Source organism: Kribbella sp. NPDC049584 (genome assembly GCF_040675555.1).
In the GTDB taxonomy this organism is placed as follows: domain Bacteria; phylum Actinomycetota; class Actinomycetes; order Propionibacteriales; family Kribbellaceae; genus Kribbella.
Map to the genome: position 1 here is coordinate 322,849 of NZ_JBFAPF010000007.1, position 15,950 is coordinate 338,798.

The 15,950-nt window shown below is 68.6% G+C and carries 19 protein-coding genes; 13 read left to right on the forward strand and 6 right to left on the reverse strand.

Annotated features, from left to right (window positions below; translation table 11 throughout):
- Positions 1–17: 17 nt before the first annotated feature.
- Genes AB0J62_RS24965 through AB0J62_RS24975 form a run of 3 tightly spaced genes read right to left on the reverse strand, consistent with a single transcriptional unit; the run spans position 18 to position 1,891 of the window.
- The gene (locus AB0J62_RS24965) at positions 18–821 is read right to left on the reverse strand and encodes an exodeoxyribonuclease III (RefSeq protein WP_363875645.1); all 804 of its coding nucleotides are present in this window, start codon (positions 819–821) and stop codon (positions 18–20) included.
- Positions 822–830: 9 nt separating this feature from the next.
- A complete protein-coding gene (locus AB0J62_RS24970) occupies positions 831–1,295 on the reverse strand; it encodes a hypothetical protein (protein WP_363875648.1) in 465 nt (154 codons plus the stop codon).
- Positions 1,296–1,303: 8 nt separating this feature from the next.
- The gene (locus AB0J62_RS24975; RefSeq protein ID WP_363875651.1) at positions 1,304–1,891 is read right to left on the reverse strand and encodes a TetR/AcrR family transcriptional regulator; all 588 of its coding nucleotides are present in this window, start codon (positions 1,889–1,891) and stop codon (positions 1,304–1,306) included.
- Between the two features lie 73 nt (positions 1,892–1,964).
- On the opposite strand from AB0J62_RS24975, the gene AB0J62_RS24980 reads away from it, so the two are divergent.
- From AB0J62_RS24980 to AB0J62_RS25000, 5 genes are read left to right on the forward strand one after another with little or no spacing between them, the layout of a single operon-like run.
- Complete coding sequence (locus tag AB0J62_RS24980; RefSeq protein WP_363875654.1) at positions 1,965–2,858, forward strand: SDR family oxidoreductase; 894 nt, start codon at positions 1,965–1,967, stop codon at positions 2,856–2,858.
- Entirely contained in the window at positions 2,855–3,991 is a 1,137-nt protein-coding gene (locus tag AB0J62_RS24985; RefSeq protein WP_363875657.1) for a saccharopine dehydrogenase NADP-binding domain-containing protein, read from the forward strand. The genes AB0J62_RS24980 and AB0J62_RS24985 overlap by 4 nt, the downstream gene beginning before the upstream one ends.
- On the forward strand, positions 3,963–4,811 hold the full coding sequence (locus AB0J62_RS24990; protein WP_363875660.1) for an alpha/beta fold hydrolase: 849 nt from the start codon (positions 3,963–3,965) through the stop codon (positions 4,809–4,811). The genes AB0J62_RS24985 and AB0J62_RS24990 overlap by 29 nt, the downstream gene beginning before the upstream one ends.
- Complete coding sequence (locus AB0J62_RS24995) at positions 4,808–5,200, forward strand: YccF domain-containing protein (protein ID WP_134099988.1); 393 nt, start codon at positions 4,808–4,810, stop codon at positions 5,198–5,200. The genes AB0J62_RS24990 and AB0J62_RS24995 overlap by 4 nt, the downstream gene beginning before the upstream one ends.
- Positions 5,197–5,919, forward strand: a complete 723-nt coding sequence (locus AB0J62_RS25000) for an MBL fold metallo-hydrolase (protein WP_363875665.1) — start codon at positions 5,197–5,199, stop codon at positions 5,917–5,919. The genes AB0J62_RS24995 and AB0J62_RS25000 overlap by 4 nt, the downstream gene beginning before the upstream one ends.
- Here the strand turns inward: AB0J62_RS25000 and AB0J62_RS25005 are convergent.
- Positions 5,909–6,424, reverse strand: a complete 516-nt coding sequence (locus AB0J62_RS25005) for a hemerythrin domain-containing protein (RefSeq protein WP_363875668.1) — start codon at positions 6,422–6,424, stop codon at positions 5,909–5,911. The two genes, AB0J62_RS25000 and AB0J62_RS25005, sit on opposite strands and share 11 nt — an antisense overlap.
- A 51-nt stretch (positions 6,425–6,475) precedes the next feature.
- Here AB0J62_RS25005 and ddaH point away from each other — a divergent pair, with 51 nt between their 5' ends.
- Positions 6,476–7,237: a dimethylargininase gene (gene ddaH, locus AB0J62_RS25010; RefSeq protein WP_363875671.1), complete on the forward strand. Its 762-nt coding sequence runs from the start codon at positions 6,476–6,478 to the stop codon at positions 7,235–7,237.
- On the opposite strand, the gene AB0J62_RS25015 is transcribed toward ddaH, so the two are convergent.
- Both AB0J62_RS25015 and AB0J62_RS25020 read right to left on the reverse strand, forming a co-directional pair.
- The gene (locus tag AB0J62_RS25015; RefSeq protein WP_363875674.1) at positions 7,206–8,141 is read right to left on the reverse strand and encodes a tetratricopeptide repeat protein; all 936 of its coding nucleotides are present in this window, start codon (positions 8,139–8,141) and stop codon (positions 7,206–7,208) included. The two genes, ddaH and AB0J62_RS25015, sit on opposite strands and share 32 nt — an antisense overlap.
- Positions 8,134–9,489 (reverse strand): DNA polymerase IV, encoded by a 1,356-nt coding sequence (locus AB0J62_RS25020; protein WP_363875677.1) that lies wholly within the window; start codon positions 9,487–9,489, stop codon positions 8,134–8,136. The genes AB0J62_RS25015 and AB0J62_RS25020 overlap by 8 nt, the downstream gene beginning before the upstream one ends.
- Before the next feature lie 37 nt (positions 9,490–9,526).
- On the opposite strand from AB0J62_RS25020, the gene AB0J62_RS25025 reads away from it, so the two are divergent.
- From AB0J62_RS25025 to yidC, 7 genes are all read left to right on the forward strand, one after another.
- Complete coding sequence (locus AB0J62_RS25025; protein WP_363875680.1) at positions 9,527–10,288, forward strand: MBL fold metallo-hydrolase; 762 nt, start codon at positions 9,527–9,529, stop codon at positions 10,286–10,288.
- Positions 10,289–10,366: 78 nt separating this feature from the next.
- The gene (locus AB0J62_RS25030) at positions 10,367–11,845 is read left to right on the forward strand and encodes a glutamate--cysteine ligase (RefSeq protein WP_363875683.1); all 1,479 of its coding nucleotides are present in this window, start codon (positions 10,367–10,369) and stop codon (positions 11,843–11,845) included.
- Between the two features lie 378 nt (positions 11,846–12,223).
- Positions 12,224–12,652, forward strand: coding sequence for a universal stress protein (locus AB0J62_RS25035; RefSeq protein WP_350856676.1), 429 nt, complete (start codon positions 12,224–12,226; stop codon positions 12,650–12,652).
- A 1-nt stretch (position 12,653) separates the two neighbouring features.
- Entirely contained in the window at positions 12,654–13,274 is a 621-nt protein-coding gene (locus AB0J62_RS25040; protein ID WP_134100016.1) for an HhH-GPD-type base excision DNA repair protein, read from the forward strand.
- A 285-nt stretch (positions 13,275–13,559) separates the two neighbouring features.
- The gene (locus AB0J62_RS25045) at positions 13,560–14,879 is read left to right on the forward strand and encodes an RNA polymerase sigma factor (RefSeq protein ID WP_363875688.1); all 1,320 of its coding nucleotides are present in this window, start codon (positions 13,560–13,562) and stop codon (positions 14,877–14,879) included.
- Positions 14,879–15,157, forward strand: a complete 279-nt coding sequence (locus AB0J62_RS25050; protein ID WP_363875691.1) for a DUF6412 domain-containing protein — start codon at positions 14,879–14,881, stop codon at positions 15,155–15,157. The genes AB0J62_RS25045 and AB0J62_RS25050 overlap by 1 nt, the downstream gene beginning before the upstream one ends.
- 45 nt (positions 15,158–15,202) lie before the next feature.
- Positions 15,203–15,880 carry a membrane protein insertase YidC gene (gene yidC / locus AB0J62_RS25055; protein ID WP_363875694.1) on the forward strand — a complete coding sequence of 226 codons (678 nt, stop codon included), beginning with the start codon at positions 15,203–15,205 and terminating at the stop codon, positions 15,878–15,880.
- The last annotated feature ends 70 nt before the right edge of the window (positions 15,881–15,950 follow it).

Below are 15,950 nucleotides of genomic sequence, written 5' to 3' on the forward strand. Positions count from 1 at the left end.
GGTAAGCGCGGGCAGGGCTAGACGTGGTACGTCGCGACGACTGGTGCGTGGTCGCTCCAGCGTTCGGCGTACGTCGGGGCGCGGTGGATGACGCAGCTTGTTGCTGAGGCCGCTAGGTCGGGGGAGGCGATCTGGTAATCGATGCGCCACCCGGCGTCGTTGTCGAAGGCCTTGCCGCGCCACGACCACCACGAGTACGGCCCGGGTCCTTCACCGCCGAAGCGGCGGCCGAGGTCGACCCAACCGGCCTCGAACAGGCGATCCATCCAGGCACGTTCTTCGGGCAGGAAGCCGCTCTTCTTGCGGTTGGCCTTCCAGGCCTTCAGGTCTTCCTCGCGGTGCGCGATGTTCAGGTCGCCGCACATCAGCACGTGCCGCCCGTCGGCGCGCAGTTCGGTCAGGCGCGCCGTGATCGCGTCGAGGAACGCGTACTTCTCCTCCTGCCGCGGCGGCGTCTCGAACTCCCCGGTGAACACATACGTGCTCACCGCGGTCAGTGTCGTGCCGTCGTCGAGTACGACGTCCGCCTCGACCCACCGCCCGGTCCCGGCGAACCGCTCCGGGCCGATCTCGCCGCGCTCGTCCTTGATCGGCCGACGGCTCGCCACCGCGACCCCGGCGCGTCCCTTGTGCCCGTCGATCGCGGGCTCGGCGTGCGCGATGTCCCAGTCGCCGCCGAGGAGCTCCCGCAGTACGTCGTCGGTCGCCCGGACTTCCTGCATCAGCAACAAGTCCGGGTCCGTGTCGTCCAGCCACGGCTGCATCCCGCGCCGGAAGGCGGCCCTGATTCCGTTCACGTTCACCGTGGCAACCGTCAGCACGCGGGAACCCTACCCTCTGTGGTGCCCCGGCTTGACGACCATCAGCACCAGCACGACCAGCCAGAGCAGCGCGAAGATCCCGGACGTCATCGAGAGCAGCTTCGCCTTCGACAACGCGGCGCCGCGCTCCTCGGTCGTCCCGCCGACGACCGCCAGCACGCTCGACTGCGCCGGCGCGACGAGGAACGCGAGCACCAGCGCCGCGGCCAACGTCAGCACGATCGAGATGATCAGCCAGGCCTCGCCCATGACGTGCATGCTGCCCGCGAGAGCGAATCCGAAGATCGGGACCGCGAGGCTTGCCCAGGCGTAGACGCTGGTGATCCGATGGAGCACCTGCAATCCGCCCGCGTCCGGGGTCTCGGCGGTCAGCGCGCGCTTCGCGATCGACGGGAACATGCTGGTCGCCACGGTCACCGGGCCGACGCACAGGATGGCCGCGAGGATGTGGACCGTCAGGAAGAACTTGTTCATCACGCTCACTAGGAAGTCGTCGTGAGGATCGCGTCCAGCGACTGCTCGCAGAGATGTTCGAGGGATTCCGGCGAGACGGTCGGGTCGTCGATCCACACCAGGAGGGTCTGTTCGACGTAACCCTGCCAGCCGTGGCACGCGAGCTCGACGACGGGGGTGACCTCGATGCCACGCTGAGCGACCGCGCTGATCACCCACTGGCTGAACACGCGGCGCAGCTCGGAGTGCAGCGCGCGGATCTCCGGATCGCCGGCGGCCGACATCAGCAGCGTGGCGCGGTAGAGCTGCGGAGCCTCGAGTACGGCGCGGACGAAGGCGCGGATACCCGATCGGAGCTGCTCGTCCGGTGGGAGTGACGGATCCGGGGCGGTCCGCAGCATGACCTCCGCGGCGGCCTCCTCGATGACGGCGTACTGGAACTTCTTCTTCGAGCCGAAGTAGTGGAACAGGAGAGCGGGGGAGACGCCGGCCTGCGCGGCGACGAGCTCGACCGTCAGCTCGCGGTGCGGGTCCGCGAGCAGCACCTGGCGCGCAGCCGCGAGAATCTGCGCCCGCCGCTCGTCAGGGCGCAGTCTGGCGGAGGAGGTCTGGCTCATACGGTCATTCTATTGAGTAAATGGTCAACAAGCACTTACTGTTGAGTATCTGCTCAACAAGCTGGAGGTCCAGATGCGTCCGTTGGCCGGTCAAGTCGTCCTCATCACCGGAGCCTCCCGGGGGATCGGCGCCGCGGTGGCCCGGGAGTTGGCGAGCGAGGGCGCGAAGCTCGCGCTGGTCGGCCTGGAGCCGGACGAGCTGAAGAAGGTCGCGGAGGATTGCGGTCCGGAAGCCGGCTGGTGGGAGGCGGACGTCACCGACACCGACTCGCTGCGCACCGCGGTCGAGGGTGTCGTCGAGCGCTACGGCCGGATCGACGTCGTGATGGCGAACGCCGGCATCGCGGCGCCGGGCTTCAGCCGGAGCATGGACCCGAAGGCCTGGGAGCGGGTTGTCGACGTCGATCTGTACGGCGTCTGGCGCACGGTCCACCTCACGCTGCCGTATCTGCTGGAGAGCAAGGGCTACCTGCTGCTGGTCTCGTCCCTGGCCGCGATCGTGCACATCCCCGGCCTCGCGTCGTACAACGTGTCGAAGGCCGGCGTCGAAGCGCTGGGGGACACGCTGCGGCCCGAGCTCAGGCATCTCGGCGTACGGGTCGGTGTCGCGCACATGACCTTCGTCGACACGGACATGGTGCGGGGAGCGGACGAGCATCCGGTGTTCGGCCGGATGCGGACCGGGCTGCCGCTGGCGAGCAAGACGTATCCGCTCGAGTTCGCCGTCGACAAGTTCGTCGACGGCATCAAGAAGCGGTCGCGGACGGTGCACGTGCCGGGCTGGATCGGTGCGCTGAAGGTTGTCCGATGGGCGATCCCGCACCTGATCGAGCTGGGCTCGCGGTTCAGTGTCCCGAAGGCAGACGCGGCCGCGCTGGCCGACATTCAGGCGCGCGGCGCCGAGGCATCGTCCAGGGCGACCGGCGCCGGTGGGTTGGCCGACTCGGAGAAGGCTGCACACAAATGAGCCGCGAGTATGACGTCGTGCTGCTCGGCGCGAGCGGGTTCACCGGCGCGCTCACCGCGGAGTACCTGGAGAAGAACGCACCGGCGAGCCTTCGCTGGGCCGTTGCCGGACGCAACAAAGCCAAGCTGGAACGCTTCGGCAAGGACATCCTGTACGCCGACGTGACAGATTCCGAGTCACTGCGCGCGCTCGCCGAGTCGGCCAAGGTGGTCGCGACAACGGTCGGGCCCTACATCCAGTACGGCGAACCGCTCGTTGCGGCGTGCGCCGAGGCCGGAACCGACTACCTCGATCTCACCGGCGAGCCCGAGTTCACCGATCGCATGTACGTGCGCTACCACGAGCTCGCGACACGGACCGGCGCGCGGATCATCCACGCGTGCGGGTTCGACTCGATCCCGTACGACCTCGGCGTGCAATACACCGTCGAGCAGCTGCCCGAACGCGTGCCGATCCAGGTGGACGGCCTGCTCCGCGTGGCCGGCCGACCGTCGGGCGGCACGTTCCACACGGCGATCACCGCCTTCTCGCGGCCGAAGCAGCACCTCGAGGCGCATCGGGCGCGCAAGCAGGCTGAGCCGCGACCGGAGGGGCGGAAGGCGCGTGCGGTGGCCGGGCGGATCCATCGTCAGCAAGGTTTCTGGGCGGTACCGCTGCCGACGATCGATCCGCAGATCGTCGGGTACTCCGCGCGGCTGCTCGATCGGTACGGTCCCGACTTCCGCTACTCGCACTACGCGGCGATGGACCGTCTGCCGATGGTTGCCGTGGGCATCGGTGGGGTCGGTCTGCTGATCGCGGGCGCTCAGCTACCGCCGGTGCGGAAGGCGATGCTGAGCCGGCTGCAGCCCGGCGACGGTCCGAGCCCGGAGCGACGGGCGCGGTCGTGGTTCAACGTCCGCTTCGTCGGCCGTGGTGGCGGCAAGCAGGTGATCACCGAGGTGGCCGGCCGCGATCCGGGGTACGACGAGACCGCGAAGATGCTCGGCGAGAGCGCCCTGTGCCTGGCACTCGACGACCTACCGGAGACCTCCGGCCAGACGACGACAGCCGCCGCCATGGGACCTGCTCTGCGCGAGCGACTGGTGAAAGCGGGGATGACCTTTGCCACCCTCGAAGTCGACTACTACTAGCCGGGACGGCACGCGCATAGCCGTCTACGACTACGGCAACCCCGATGCGCCGACCCTCATCTGCATCCACGGCTACCCGGACAACGCGACGCTCTGGGAGCCAGTAGCAGAGCGCCTTGCCGCCGACTTCCACGTCATCGCGTACGACGTCCGCGGTGCCGGCGCGTCAGACCACCCGAGCCGCACCTCCGCGTACGCCCTGGACCGCCTTCACGAAGACTTCCGAGCAGTCCTCGACCACGCTGCCCCCACCCAACCCGTCCACGTCCTGGCCCACGACTGGGGCTCCATCCAGTCCTGGCACTTCGTCACCGCTCCGGAGCCCCGCGTCGCGTCGTTCGTCTCCATTTCAGGGCCCTCACTGGATCACGCCGGATACTTCCTTCGTCAGCGAAGCCGCCCCGCCCTGAGACAGCTCATCCACTCCTGGTACATCTTCTACTTCCACCTGCCATGGCTGCCCGAGCTTGCCTGGCGAAAGGGTTGGGCTCACCGCGCTTTCAATCGTCTGGAGAGACAGCCCACGAACGGCAACAGATCGATCGGCGACTACGTGAACGGCATGAAGCTGTACCGCGCCAACGTCGTCCCGCGCCTCGTCCGCCCGGCAGCCCGCCGTACCGACGTGCCCGTGCTCGCCGTCTCACCGGATGCCGACCCGTTCGTCACCACCGCTCTGCAGACCGATATCGCACGATGGGCGCCCAACCTGACCGTGAAGGTGGTCAGGGGTGGGCACTGGATGCCCCGGAACGATCCCGGACTTGTCGCCGAGCTGGTACGGGAACACACCCGCCAGGTGGCAGGCTTGGGAGCATGAAGACGCTTCTCAACCTGATCTGGCTGGTGCTGGCCGGATTCTGGCTGGCTGTCGGGTACGCGGTCGCCGGCATCATCTGCTGCGTGCTGATCGTGACGATCCCGTTCGGCATCGCGTCTTTCCGGATCGCCGGGTACACGCTGTGGCCCTTCGGCCGGACCGTGGTCGACAAGCCGGGCGCCGGCGCGGGCGCGCTGCTCGGCAACATCATCTGGATCATCTTCGCCGGCTGGTGGCTGGCGCTCGGTCACCTGACCACCGGGATCGCGCTGTGCCTGACGATCATCGGCATCCCGCTCGGCGTCGCGAACTTCAAGCTGATCCCGGTCTCACTGCTGCCGCTGGGCAAGGAGATCGTGCCGAGCAACCAGCCGTTCGCGACCCGGTGAGGTCGCTGACGGTCCTCGGCTCCTGCGGCGCGTGGCCCGAGGCCGGGCGGGCGTGTGCCGGGTTCTTGCTGGAGTACGACGGCTTCCGGGTCGTGCTCGATCTCGGGTACGCCGCGTTGCCCCGCCTGCTCGAGCACTGTCCCCGGGGTGAGGTCGATGCGGTGGTGGTGACACACCAGCACCCGGATCACTGCGTCGACGTGAGTGGGCTGGCACGAGTGCGGTACTACGAAGCCCCGGATGCGCCGCCCGTTCCACTGCACTGCACGCCCGGGACCCTCGACGTACTGCGGGCACTCGAACCCAACCCCGATCCAGCCGATGTTTTTGCGGTGCACGATCTTGCGTCGACAACGCGGATCGGGCCGTTCGACGTGGTGACCGTGGAACTGCCGCATTACAAGACGAATCTCGGTGTGCGATTGAGCGCGCCGGGGGTGGCGGTCGCATACACCGGCGACAGCGGCCCGTCGCCTGAACTGCGGCGATTGGCCGAGGGCGCCGACGTGTTCATCTCGGACGCGACATACCAAGGCGCGCCCGTCAGCGACTACCTGATGACAGCTGCCGAGGCGGCTCGAGCAGCGCGCGGAGCCCGGCGGCTCGTGCTGACGCACTTCTGGCCGGGCTCCGATCGCGCCGTCTCGGTGCGCGAGGCGGAGGCCGAGTTCGACGGCGAGGTCATCGCCGCCGACGAAGGGCTCATCCTCAGTCTTTGACAGCCTCGACGATCTTGCGAACGTTCGCGATGTCGCCGCAGCCGGACTTGATCAGCCGGGCCCGTTCCTCCGCGAACGCGTCGCCGAGGTCGCGGCGTTCCTGTTCGGAGACGTCGGTGCGGGCCGGGTTGAGGACGTCACGTTCCTCTTCGTCGAGGTGGTGGGAAAGGGCCTCGGACAGCTCGTGCAGCTTCTCGCTGAACTCCTCGCTGCCGGTGTCCTCGACCTCCATCAGCTCGAGCAGCGCCTCGTTGCCCTCGTCGTGCTCGTGCTCGGAGTGCTCGACCTCGTCCGCGTCGATCGCGTGCTTGCGCCGCAGCGTGGGGTAGACCTTCGACTCCTCGGCCTCGGCGTGGGCGATCAGCACCGTGGCCAGGTCGGCGAGCACTGCCTCGCGGTCGCTGCGGACGTCGCGCAGTTCACGCAGCGCCTCTTCGAACCACCGGTGGTCGGCGAGGATGATCTCGACCACATCGCCACCCGCCGCCGGAAGAATCTTCGGCATCCCGTTGTCTCCTCTCTCGGATGCCTCCTGGTACCCGGATAGCCTGCGGGCATGCCGACAGCTCTCATCCGCCGTCCGGGTCCACGCCTCGCCGAAGGCCTCGTCACCCACATCGAGCGCAGGCCTGTCGATCTCGACCTCGCCGCAGCTCAATGGCAGCGGTACGTCGACGCGCTGCATCACACCGGCTGGTCCACGGTCGAGGTGCCGCCGATCGAGGAGTGCCCGGACAGCGTGTTCGTCGAGGACACGATGGTGGTGTACGGCGACCTCGCGGTGATCGCGCGCGCCGGTGCGAACGAGCGACGCCCGGAGGCCGCGGCCGCCGAGGAGACCGTCGCGAAGCAGGGCTACCGGATCGCTCACATCACCGACCCCGGCACGCTCGACGGCGGCGACGTGCTGAAGGTCGGCTCGACGATCTACGTCGGACAGGGCGGACGGACCAACGCAGCGGGTATCGACCAACTGCGTGCGGCGTTGGCACCGCTCGGCGCCGACGTACGGGCAGTGCCGGTGAGGAAGGTGCTGCATCTGAAGTCGGCGGTGACGGCGCTGCCCGACGGGACGGTGATCGGCTACGAACCACTGGTCGACGACGCGTCGGCGTTCGACAGCTTCCGGCCCGTTCCGGAGGAGGCCGGCGCCCACGTCGTACTGGTGGGGGAGGACCAGCTGCTGATGGCCGCGTCGGCGCCGAGGTCCGCTGAGTTGTTCGCAGGCCTCGGATACACGCCGGTTGTCGTGGACATCAGCGAGTTCGAGAAGCTCGAAGGATGCGTTACCTGCTTGTCGGTGCGGCTTCGCCGGTGAGCGCCCGGCGTGCCGCCGCGGCGAGTTGCACCTCACGCTTCTTCCCGCGTCCGTCGGCGATCTCGCACGCCTCCACCAACGCCGCGCGATAGACAGCCGTGTCGGGATGCCCCGGAGTCGCGTCGCGAACGACCTGCGTCAGCGCTTCGAGCGCCTCCGAGATGTCGCCGCACGCGAGCAGCGCCCGTCCCAACGCGGCCCGATCGCGCACCAACTGCGGATCCGTGGCCAGGAGGCTGTCCTCGTCGGCGGCAACGATGTCGGCGAGCAGCTGAGCTTCGGATCGCGGGCCGCCGATCATCAGCCGCGCACCGGTCGTGGCCTCGGTCGCCGCCCGGGTCAGCTCGTGATGCGGCCCGAACACCTCCGTCAGCTGCGGCGTCACGAGCTCGAACCACGCGATCGCGCGCCCGTAGTTCGCCGTCGCCAGCAAGCCCTGGGCCACCCGCAGCCGGACCCGCAACGTGGCCGGGTCGTCGGCGGCCAGCACCTTCTCGCGCTCGGTCAGCGCCGACTGGTAGAACGGCAACGCCTGCCCCGGCTCGTGCTGCTCCCAGTACGCCTCGGCCCGCTTGTACGCCGGGTCCGCCTCGAGCTCCGGATACGTCGCGATCGCCGACACCGGCTCCCGCCGTACGACGGTTTGCAGCGGCCGCGTGACCACCTTCCGGCCGACGTACGTGCGCCCGCCGGTCGGGATGATCCGGAACGTGCCGACCTTCGACACCGGCAGCCACAGGACCGTGCGGTAGAGCGTCCGCACCGACGAGCCGCAGTTCTCACACACGTCGCGGTGGCCGTAGAACCGGCTGCCCATCGGGCCGGCCGTCCCGGCGGCCCAGGCCTCGGACGACGCCGTACACGGCGCGCAGAACGGGTACACCCCCCGCCGTTCCTCATTCATTCGAGACATTCTGGCCGGTCTCGGGTTCTTCGTCTGCATCCGCCCCACTGATCCGCACTTTTGTCAGCGCCGGGTCGTCGATCGCGAACGTCCGGACCGGGCCCGGCGGGGTGTCGGCGGTCTCGAAGCGGACCGTCACCCGGCCGCGGCCCGAACCCCAGACCCAGCCCCGGCCGTAGTCGGGGTGGGCGACGTCCTGGCCGGGATGGAAGCCGACCTGGTCGCGCGGCCGGGCGGGCAGCTCGACAACCTCGATCGGATTCTCGGCATGCTCGTCGTCGGTGAACAGGTCGTCCTGGATCCAGTCGGCCAGTGACGACACGCCTACGCCGAGCAACCGGATGCCGCCGCCGACCTCGCTCTCCTCGAGCAGCCGGCGCGCGACCCGCGCGATCACCCGCGAGTCGTCGGTCGGTCCGGCCAGCGTCGACGAGCGGGTGTGGGTGGTGAAGTCGTGCATCCGCGTCTTCACCGTGACGGTCCGGCCGGACAGCTGGGCCTTCTGGAGCCGCTCGGAGACGCGCAGGGACATCCGGTCCGCGATCGCGACCAGCAGCGAGCGGTCGATGATGTCGGTCTCGAAGGTGTCCTCGACGCTGACCGACTTGGTCTCGCGGTCGCTCACCACCGGGCGGTCGTCGGCCGCGACAGCGAGCCGGTGCAGGCTGGTGCCGTGCGCTGACCCGACCTGCCGGATCAGCTCGTCCTCGTCGAGCTGCTGCAGATCGGCGACGGTCCGCACGCCGGCCATGCTGAGCCGTTGCGCGGTCGCCGGACCCACACCGGGGATCACGGTCACCTGCATCGGCGCGAGGAACTCCGCCTCCGTGCCGGCCGGAACCACGACCACACCGTCCGGCTTGTCGAGGTCGCTGGCGATCTTCGCGATCAGCTTCGAGGTCCCCGCGCCGACCGATGCGGTCAGGCCTCCGCTCACCTTCCGGATCGACTCCTTCAGGTCGCGTGCGATCGCCTCGACGTCGTCGACCGTCAGCCCGCGCAGCCCGCTCGCCGCGAGGTCGATGAACGCCTCGTCGAGCGACAGCGGCTCGACGAGCGGCGACAACGCGCGCATCTCCGCCATCACGGCCCGGCTGCTCTGCCGGTACACCTCGAACCGCGGACCCAGGTACGCCGCGTGCGGGCAGCGCGATCGCGCTTCGGCGGTCGACATCGCGGACCGCACGCCGTACTTGCGGGCCTCGTACGACGCGGTCGACACCACTCCGCGGACGCCGATACCGCCGACGACCACGGGTTTGCCCCGTAGCGACGGCTTGTCCCGCTGCTCGACGGCCGCGAAGAACGCGTCCAGATCGACATGCAGCACCGACGGATCCCCACGCACCTGTCCAGTGTCCCTGGTGTGACCGACAATTCCGGTTATGACGTTCCCCGCGCAGTGGGACGACGGCACCGATCCGTCCACTCCCGCGCACCAGGTCCACTGGTACGACGACCGTACGGCGATCATCCGCCAGGCGCTCCACACCAACTTCGAAGGCCCGTTCCTGTACCTCCTGCTCGGTGACGAGCGAGCCCTTCTCCTCGACACCGGCACCGGCCACGCGCCGCTCCGTCCGCTGGTCGAGAAGCTGGCGGGAGAGCGACAGCTCGTCGTCGCGCACACCCACAGCCACGGCGACCACGTCGGCGGCGACGGCGAGTTCGACGAGGTCGTCGGCAGGTCGGCCGAGGACGTCGCGCAGTACTTCGGGTTCGCCGACTGGCCGGACGGCGTCGTGCAGTTCGACCTCGGCGGACGGGTGCTCGACATCGTCGCGATCCCTGGGCATCACGCGTCGCACATCGCGACGTACGACCGGAACACGCGGCTGCTGTTCAGCGGCGACTCGCTCTATCCCGGCCGGCTCTACGTCGCCGACTGGCCCGCATTCCGGGCGAGCGTGGCGCGGCTGGCGGAGTTCGTTGCTGACGGCAATCCGGTCGACTGGATCCTCGGCGCGCACATCGAGCTGACCGGCAAGCCGGGACAGGACTACGAGCTGGGCGCGGCGAAGCACCCGGACGAGCACGAGCTGCAGTTGCCTCCCGACGTACTGACCGAGCTGGCGACGGTCGTCGCCGAGGCCGGGGAGGAGCCGGTGCGGATCGGCCGCGACCACTTCATCGTCTACCCGGTCTGAAGTCACCACGCGATTGAGTCACCCACGCGGGGGCACCTTCAGGCACACTGAGCGAAGGAGCCACCACGGGAGGCGCTGATGGGTGAGGAAGTCGACCGGGTGGAGTTCACCCGGGCGGACCGGACCGCGTTCCGGGGTCAGGTCCATCGCAATCTGGACGCGTTCGCGCGGATGCTGCGCGAGGCCCGGTTCGCGCCCGACCGGCCGATGACCGGGATCGAGATCGAGCTGAACCTGGTCGACGAGAACTGCGACCCGGCGTTCAAGAACACTGAGGTGCTGAGCGCGATCGAGGACGACGCGTTCCAGACCGAGCTGGGCCAGTTCAACATCGAGATCAACGTGCCGCCCGGGCAGATCGACGGACTCGGCCTGGACACGATGGAAGCGAGTATCCGGGACAGCCTGAACGCCGCCGAGGACAAGGCGGCCCGGACCGGCTCGTCGATGGTGGTCGTCGGCATCCTGCCGACCCTGCTGACCGAGCACATCCGCCGCGACGCGCTCAGCACGAACCCGCGGTACGCGTTGCTCAACGATCAGATCTTCGCGGCCCGCGGTGAGGACGTGCAGATCTCGATCGACGGTGTCGAGCGCCTGCAGGTCACCGCGGACAGCATCGTCCCGGAGGCCGCGTGCACGTCGACGCAGTTCCACCTCCAGGTGACGCCGGAGGCCTTCCCACGCTACTGGAACGCCGCGCAGGCGATCTCCGGCGTACAACTCGCCGTCGGCGCGAACTCGCCGTTCCTGTTCGGCAAGGAGTTGTTGCGCGAGACCCGGATCGCGTTGTTCGAACAGGCCGCCGACACGCGCACGCACGAGCTGAAGACCCAGGGCGTCCGGCCGCGGGTCTGGTTCGGCGAACGATGGATCACCTCGATCTTCGACCTGTTCGAGGAGAACTCGCGCTACTACCCGGCCCTGCTGCCGGTGACGTCCGACGAGGACCCGATCGAAGTCCTCGACCGCGGCGACACGCCGGCCCTTTCGGAGTTGCGGCTGCACAACGGGACGATCTATCGCTGGAACCGCCCGGTGTACGACGTTGTCCGGGAGAAGCCCCACCTGCGCGTGGAGAATCGTGTCCTGCCGGCCGGCCCGACGGTCGTCGACACGATCGCCAACGGCGCGTTCTACTTCGGTCTCGTCCGCGCGCTGGCCGACGACGAACGGCCGATCTGGTCGCAGATGTCGTTCAGTGCGGCCGAGGAGAACTTCCATAACGCCGCCCGCACCGGGATCGACGCGGAGGTGTTCTGGCCGGGCGTCGGGACGGCGCGCGCGACCGAGCTCGTGCTCAGACGCCTTCTGCCGTTGGCGGTTCGCGGTCTGGACGCCTGGGGCGTCGACGTGGCTGTCAGGGATCGACTGCTCGGCATCATCGAGCAGCGGTGCCTCACCGGCCGCAACGGAGCGTCCTGGCAGGCCGATGAGTTCCACCGCCTGTATACAAAGGGCTCGCACGGTCGCAAGGACGCGTTGCGCGGGATGCTCCGCCGGTACCGCGACCACATGCACGAGAACATGCCGGTGCACGAATGGCCGGTCGACTGAACCGGTTCGGACTCGCGATTGATGCCTGACCGGGTGGTGGGGTGGGGAAGGTATTACGCAGACAACGTAGGACAGGGATGGACGGAACCCCGGTCCTTCTGGCGGAACCCGTTCGCTCTTGCCCAGGGCAACGGGGTGGGCCGGTTCAGGGACGAGTTCGATAACGACCCGGACTACAGGGGTGGCGCGTTGGGTGACAGCCCTGCAAAGGTGTGGCCACCGGAAGGTTAGGCGGGCCCGCCGCGGGTAGTACTCGGGCACCGGCAGCCCTCCGTCACCGCCGCGACACAACAGGTGCAAATGCAGCGGATGCCGACCGCGGTCGGGAGCAGTATCGTTCGAGACGGGTCGACACACACCCGGAGGTGAGGCAGGGCGATGACGACCATCGTCGTGGGTTATGTGCCGAAGGCGGAAGGCCGTGCGGCTCTTCGGCGAGCAGCGGAGGAAGCGACGCTGCGCGACGCGAAGTTGGTGGTGGTGAACTCGCACCGGGGCGGACGCAGCTTCGACAGCGACGAGGCTGCGGCGAGTGATGCCGCTTTGACGGAAGTACGGGAGCAGCTCGACTCCACCGGCGTGCCCTACGAGGTGCGGCAGCTGGTGCGTGGCCTGGACCCGGCGGAGGACCTGGTGGCCGTCGCCGAGCAGGTGCATGCGGAGTTCATCGTGATCGGGCTGCGGCGCCGCTCACCGGTCGGCAAGCTCATCCTCGGCAGCAACGCTCAACGGGTGCTGCTCGATGCTCCGTGTCCGGTGCTCGCCGTCAAGGCCGAGCCTGAGTTGTCTGATGGGGAGGAGGACTGAGGTGACTTCGACACGCAGCAGGAAATTGTGCCTCGCACAGCAGCCCGACGCCGACGAGATGTTGAGCAGAGATCCGTTCGCCTTGCTGGTCGGCATGTTGCTGGACCAGCAGATCCCGATGGAGCGCGCGTTCGCGGGCCCGGTCGCGATCTCGAAGCGGATGATAGGTCCGTTCGATCCGGCCACGGTCGCGCACTACGACCCCGACGCGTTCGTCGAGGTGGTGGCCGGTCCGCCGGCGGTGCACCGGTTCCCGACCGCGATGGCGGCGCGGATCCAGACCCTGGCCAAACACCTGGACGAGCAGTACGGCGGTAACGCCTCGGCCCTCTGGTCCGATGTCAAGTCGGGGGACGATCTGCTGGCCAGGCTGTCGGCCCTTCCGGGCTTCGGCGCGCAGAAGGCGAAGATCTTCGTCGCGTTGCTCGGGAAGCAGCTCAAGGTCCGCCCGCGCGGGTGGCGCGAGGCGTCCGAGCCGTACGGCGAGGACGGCGCGTTCAAGTCCGTCGCGGATGTGATCGACGTGGCATCGCTGGTGCGGGTGCGGCAGTTCAAGCAGGAGCAGCAGGTGGTGCGGCAGCGGGTGGTCGCACGTCCGCTGCGGCAGACACGCAACGGGTGAACACAGACGTATAACGGTTCAGCAGAAGGGCGACCGACGACGTACCCTTCGAGTACCGAGCAGATCAGGCCCTTGCCGGCGCGGGATTGCCCGCCCGGCAGGGGCCTGAGCGCACCGTTCCGGGGGGTCGTGCGACGCGTGGCCTTGGTTCGCGGATTACAATGGACTGTTGCCGCCGCCTGACCAGCGAGCAGCCACACACAGCAGTGCCCACAGACTCAGCAACACAACGCGCTTCAACAGTCGTACCGCCGTACAAACCCTGCGTCAGACGAGAGGTAATTCGTGTCGTCCAGCTCGTCCGAGAATCTTCCCGCCGAGCCGGCCCGGGCCGTGGCCGCCACCGCCCGCAGCACGGCTCCGAGGACCAGCGCCCGAGTGACCGATCCCGCTGCCAAGAAGGCGGCCGCGAAGAAGGCGGCGGTGAAGACCGCCAGTACCAAGGAGGACGGTATCCCCGCGAAGAAGGCCGCTGCTGCCAAGAAGGCTCCGGCGAAGAAGGCAGTGTCCGAGGCGGGTCTGGCGATCGACCCGAAGACCGGCAAGCCGCGCGCGCTCGACGAGGTGGACGAGTCCGACTTCCAGCCGGACGCGGTCAAGGGGCTGGAGAAGGAGCTCACCGAGGACCAGGGCTTCATCGTCTCCGAGGCCGACGAGACCGACGAGCCCGAGCAGCAGGTGATGGTCGCCGGCGCCACCGCGGACCCGGTCAAGGACTACCTGAAGCAGATCGGCAAGGTCCCGCTGCTGAACGCCGAGCAGGAGGTCGAGCTCGCGAAGCGGATCGAGGCCGGCCTGTTCGCCGAGGAGCAGACCGCCGACGAGGGCGCCAAGCTCAAGGACAAGGTCCGCGACGAGTACGAGTGGATCTCCGAGGACGGCCGCCGCGCCAAGAACCACCTGCTCGAGGCCAACCTGCGCCTGGTGGTGTCGTTGGCCAAGCGCTACACCGGCCGCGGCATGCTGTTCCTGGACCTGATCCAGGAGGGCAACCTCGGTCTGATCCGCGCGGTGGAGAAGTTCGACTACACCAAGGGCTACAAGTTCTCGACGTATGCCACCTGGTGGATCCGGCAGGCGATCACCCGCGCGATGGCCGACCAGGCCCGGACGATCCGTATCCCGGTGCACATGGTCGAGGTCATCAACAAGCTCGCCCGGGTCCAGCGGCAGATGCTGCAGGACCTCGGCCGGGAGCCCACTCCGGAGGAGCTCGCCAAGGAGCTCGACATGACCCCGGAGAAGGTCATCGAGGTGCAGAAGTACGGCCGCGAGCCGATCTCGCTGCACACCCCGCTCGGTGAGGACGGCGACTCCGAGTTCGGCGACCTGATCGAGGACTCCGAGGCGATCGTGCCGGCCGAGGCGGTCTCGTTCACGCTGCTGCAGGAGCAGCTGCACGCGGTCCTCGACACGCTGTCCGAGCGCGAGGCCGGTGTGGTCTCGATGCGGTTCGGCCTCACCGACGGCCAGCCGAAGACGCTCGACGAGATCGGCAAGGTGTACGGCGTGACCCGCGAGCGGATCCGCCAGATCGAGTCCAAGACCATGTCGAAGCTGCGGCACCCGTCGCGCTCGCAGGTCCTGCGGGACTACCTGGACTGATGACGATGGGGCAGGTGCTCGCCGGCGTGTGGACGCTGGCGATGCCTGCCCTCGGCCCGGACTCGGGCCTGCTGGCCGTCGCCGTGTTCACGGCGGCGGCCGTGCTGTTTCTCGCCGTCCAGGTCGCCGTCGCCCGGACGGCTGCCCAGCGGCCGCTCGCATCGCCGCTCCCGGCGCGGGTCAGCGCCGCCCGGGCCAACGCCCGCCGCACCGCCTACCTCCCGCTCCGGGATCCCGACCTGGCCGGCCGGCCCCGACCACGAGCACCGGGACAGTAGCGCTCCTCCTCGCTACCTGTTCCTTCTCACTCGTGGAGTGCTGCTGTGCCTTCTTTCCTGGAGGCACCGGTCGCCGGTGCCTATTACTTGCTCACGTCCCTGGTCTCGACCCTCCAGCCGCTCACCGGCGCGTACGCCGCGGTGATCGCGATCGTGCTGTGCACCCTCGTCGTACGCCTGTGTCTTGTCCCGTTGAGCGTGCGCGCCCAGCGCGGGCTGAAAGCGCGCGCGGCGATGATGCCGCAGTTGAAGCAGTTGACCGAACGCCATCGCGGCAACCCCGAACGCCTGCAGCGTGAGGTGGCGAAGCTGCAGTCGGAGTCCGGTACGACGCTGTTCGCCGGATTCCTGCCGACGCTCGCGCAGCTGCCGTTCTTCTGGCTGATGTACACGCTGTTCTCCCGCACGGTCGTGGCGGGGGAGTCGAACCAGTTGATCAGCGGCAGCCTGCTCGGTGCGCCCCTCGGTGTGCACTGGCCGATCTTCGCCGGGACGCCGGCGTTCATCGTCGTGGCCGCTCTGGTGGCCGTCGTCGCGTGGTTCTCGGCGCGACTGCAGGTGCGCCAACTCGACGCGTCGGCGACGACGCTGTCCCGGCGCCTTGCTCGGCTGTTGCCGTACGGCACGATCCTGACCGTCGCGTTCGTGCCGCTCGCTGCCGGTCTGTACGTGCTGACCACGACCGCGTGGACGGTGGCCGAACGGACGATTCTCAATCGCTGATGTCCGTTGCCACCCGTGAACCTATTCTGTTACGGTCTTTATTAAAGCCGGTTGCATAACAGGGTTTGGG

Bases quoted from the DNA above. Each gene is read 5' to 3' on its own strand.
- AB0J62_RS25035 (WP_350856676.1), top strand. From the start codon at position 12,224: ATGACGACCATCGTCGTGGGTTATGTGCCGAAGGCGGAAGGCCGTGCG.
- AB0J62_RS25050 (WP_363875691.1), top strand. From the start codon at position 14,879: ATGACGATGGGGCAGGTGCTCGCCGGCGTGTGGACGCTGGCGATGCCT.
- AB0J62_RS24985 (WP_363875657.1), top strand. From the start codon at position 2,855: ATGAGCCGCGAGTATGACGTCGTGCTGCTCGGCGCGAGCGGGTTCACC.
- AB0J62_RS24980 (WP_363875654.1), top strand. From the start codon at position 1,965: ATGCGTCCGTTGGCCGGTCAAGTCGTCCTCATCACCGGAGCCTCCCGG.
- AB0J62_RS24995 (WP_134099988.1), top strand. From the start codon at position 4,808: ATGAAGACGCTTCTCAACCTGATCTGGCTGGTGCTGGCCGGATTCTGG.
- ddaH (WP_363875671.1), top strand. From the start codon at position 6,476: ATGCCGACAGCTCTCATCCGCCGTCCGGGTCCACGCCTCGCCGAAGGC.
- AB0J62_RS24975 (WP_363875651.1), bottom strand. From the start codon at position 1,891: ATGAGCCAGACCTCCTCCGCCAGACTGCGCCCTGACGAGCGGCGGGCG.
- AB0J62_RS25015 (WP_363875674.1), bottom strand. From the start codon at position 8,141: ATGAATGAGGAACGGCGGGGGGTGTACCCGTTCTGCGCGCCGTGTACG.
- AB0J62_RS25005 (WP_363875668.1), bottom strand. From the start codon at position 6,424: ATGCCGAAGATTCTTCCGGCGGCGGGTGGCGATGTGGTCGAGATCATC.
- AB0J62_RS25030 (WP_363875683.1), top strand. From the start codon at position 10,367: ATGGGTGAGGAAGTCGACCGGGTGGAGTTCACCCGGGCGGACCGGACC.
- AB0J62_RS25025 (WP_363875680.1), top strand. From the start codon at position 9,527: ATGACGTTCCCCGCGCAGTGGGACGACGGCACCGATCCGTCCACTCCC.
- AB0J62_RS24970 (WP_363875648.1), bottom strand. From the start codon at position 1,295: ATGAACAAGTTCTTCCTGACGGTCCACATCCTCGCGGCCATCCTGTGC.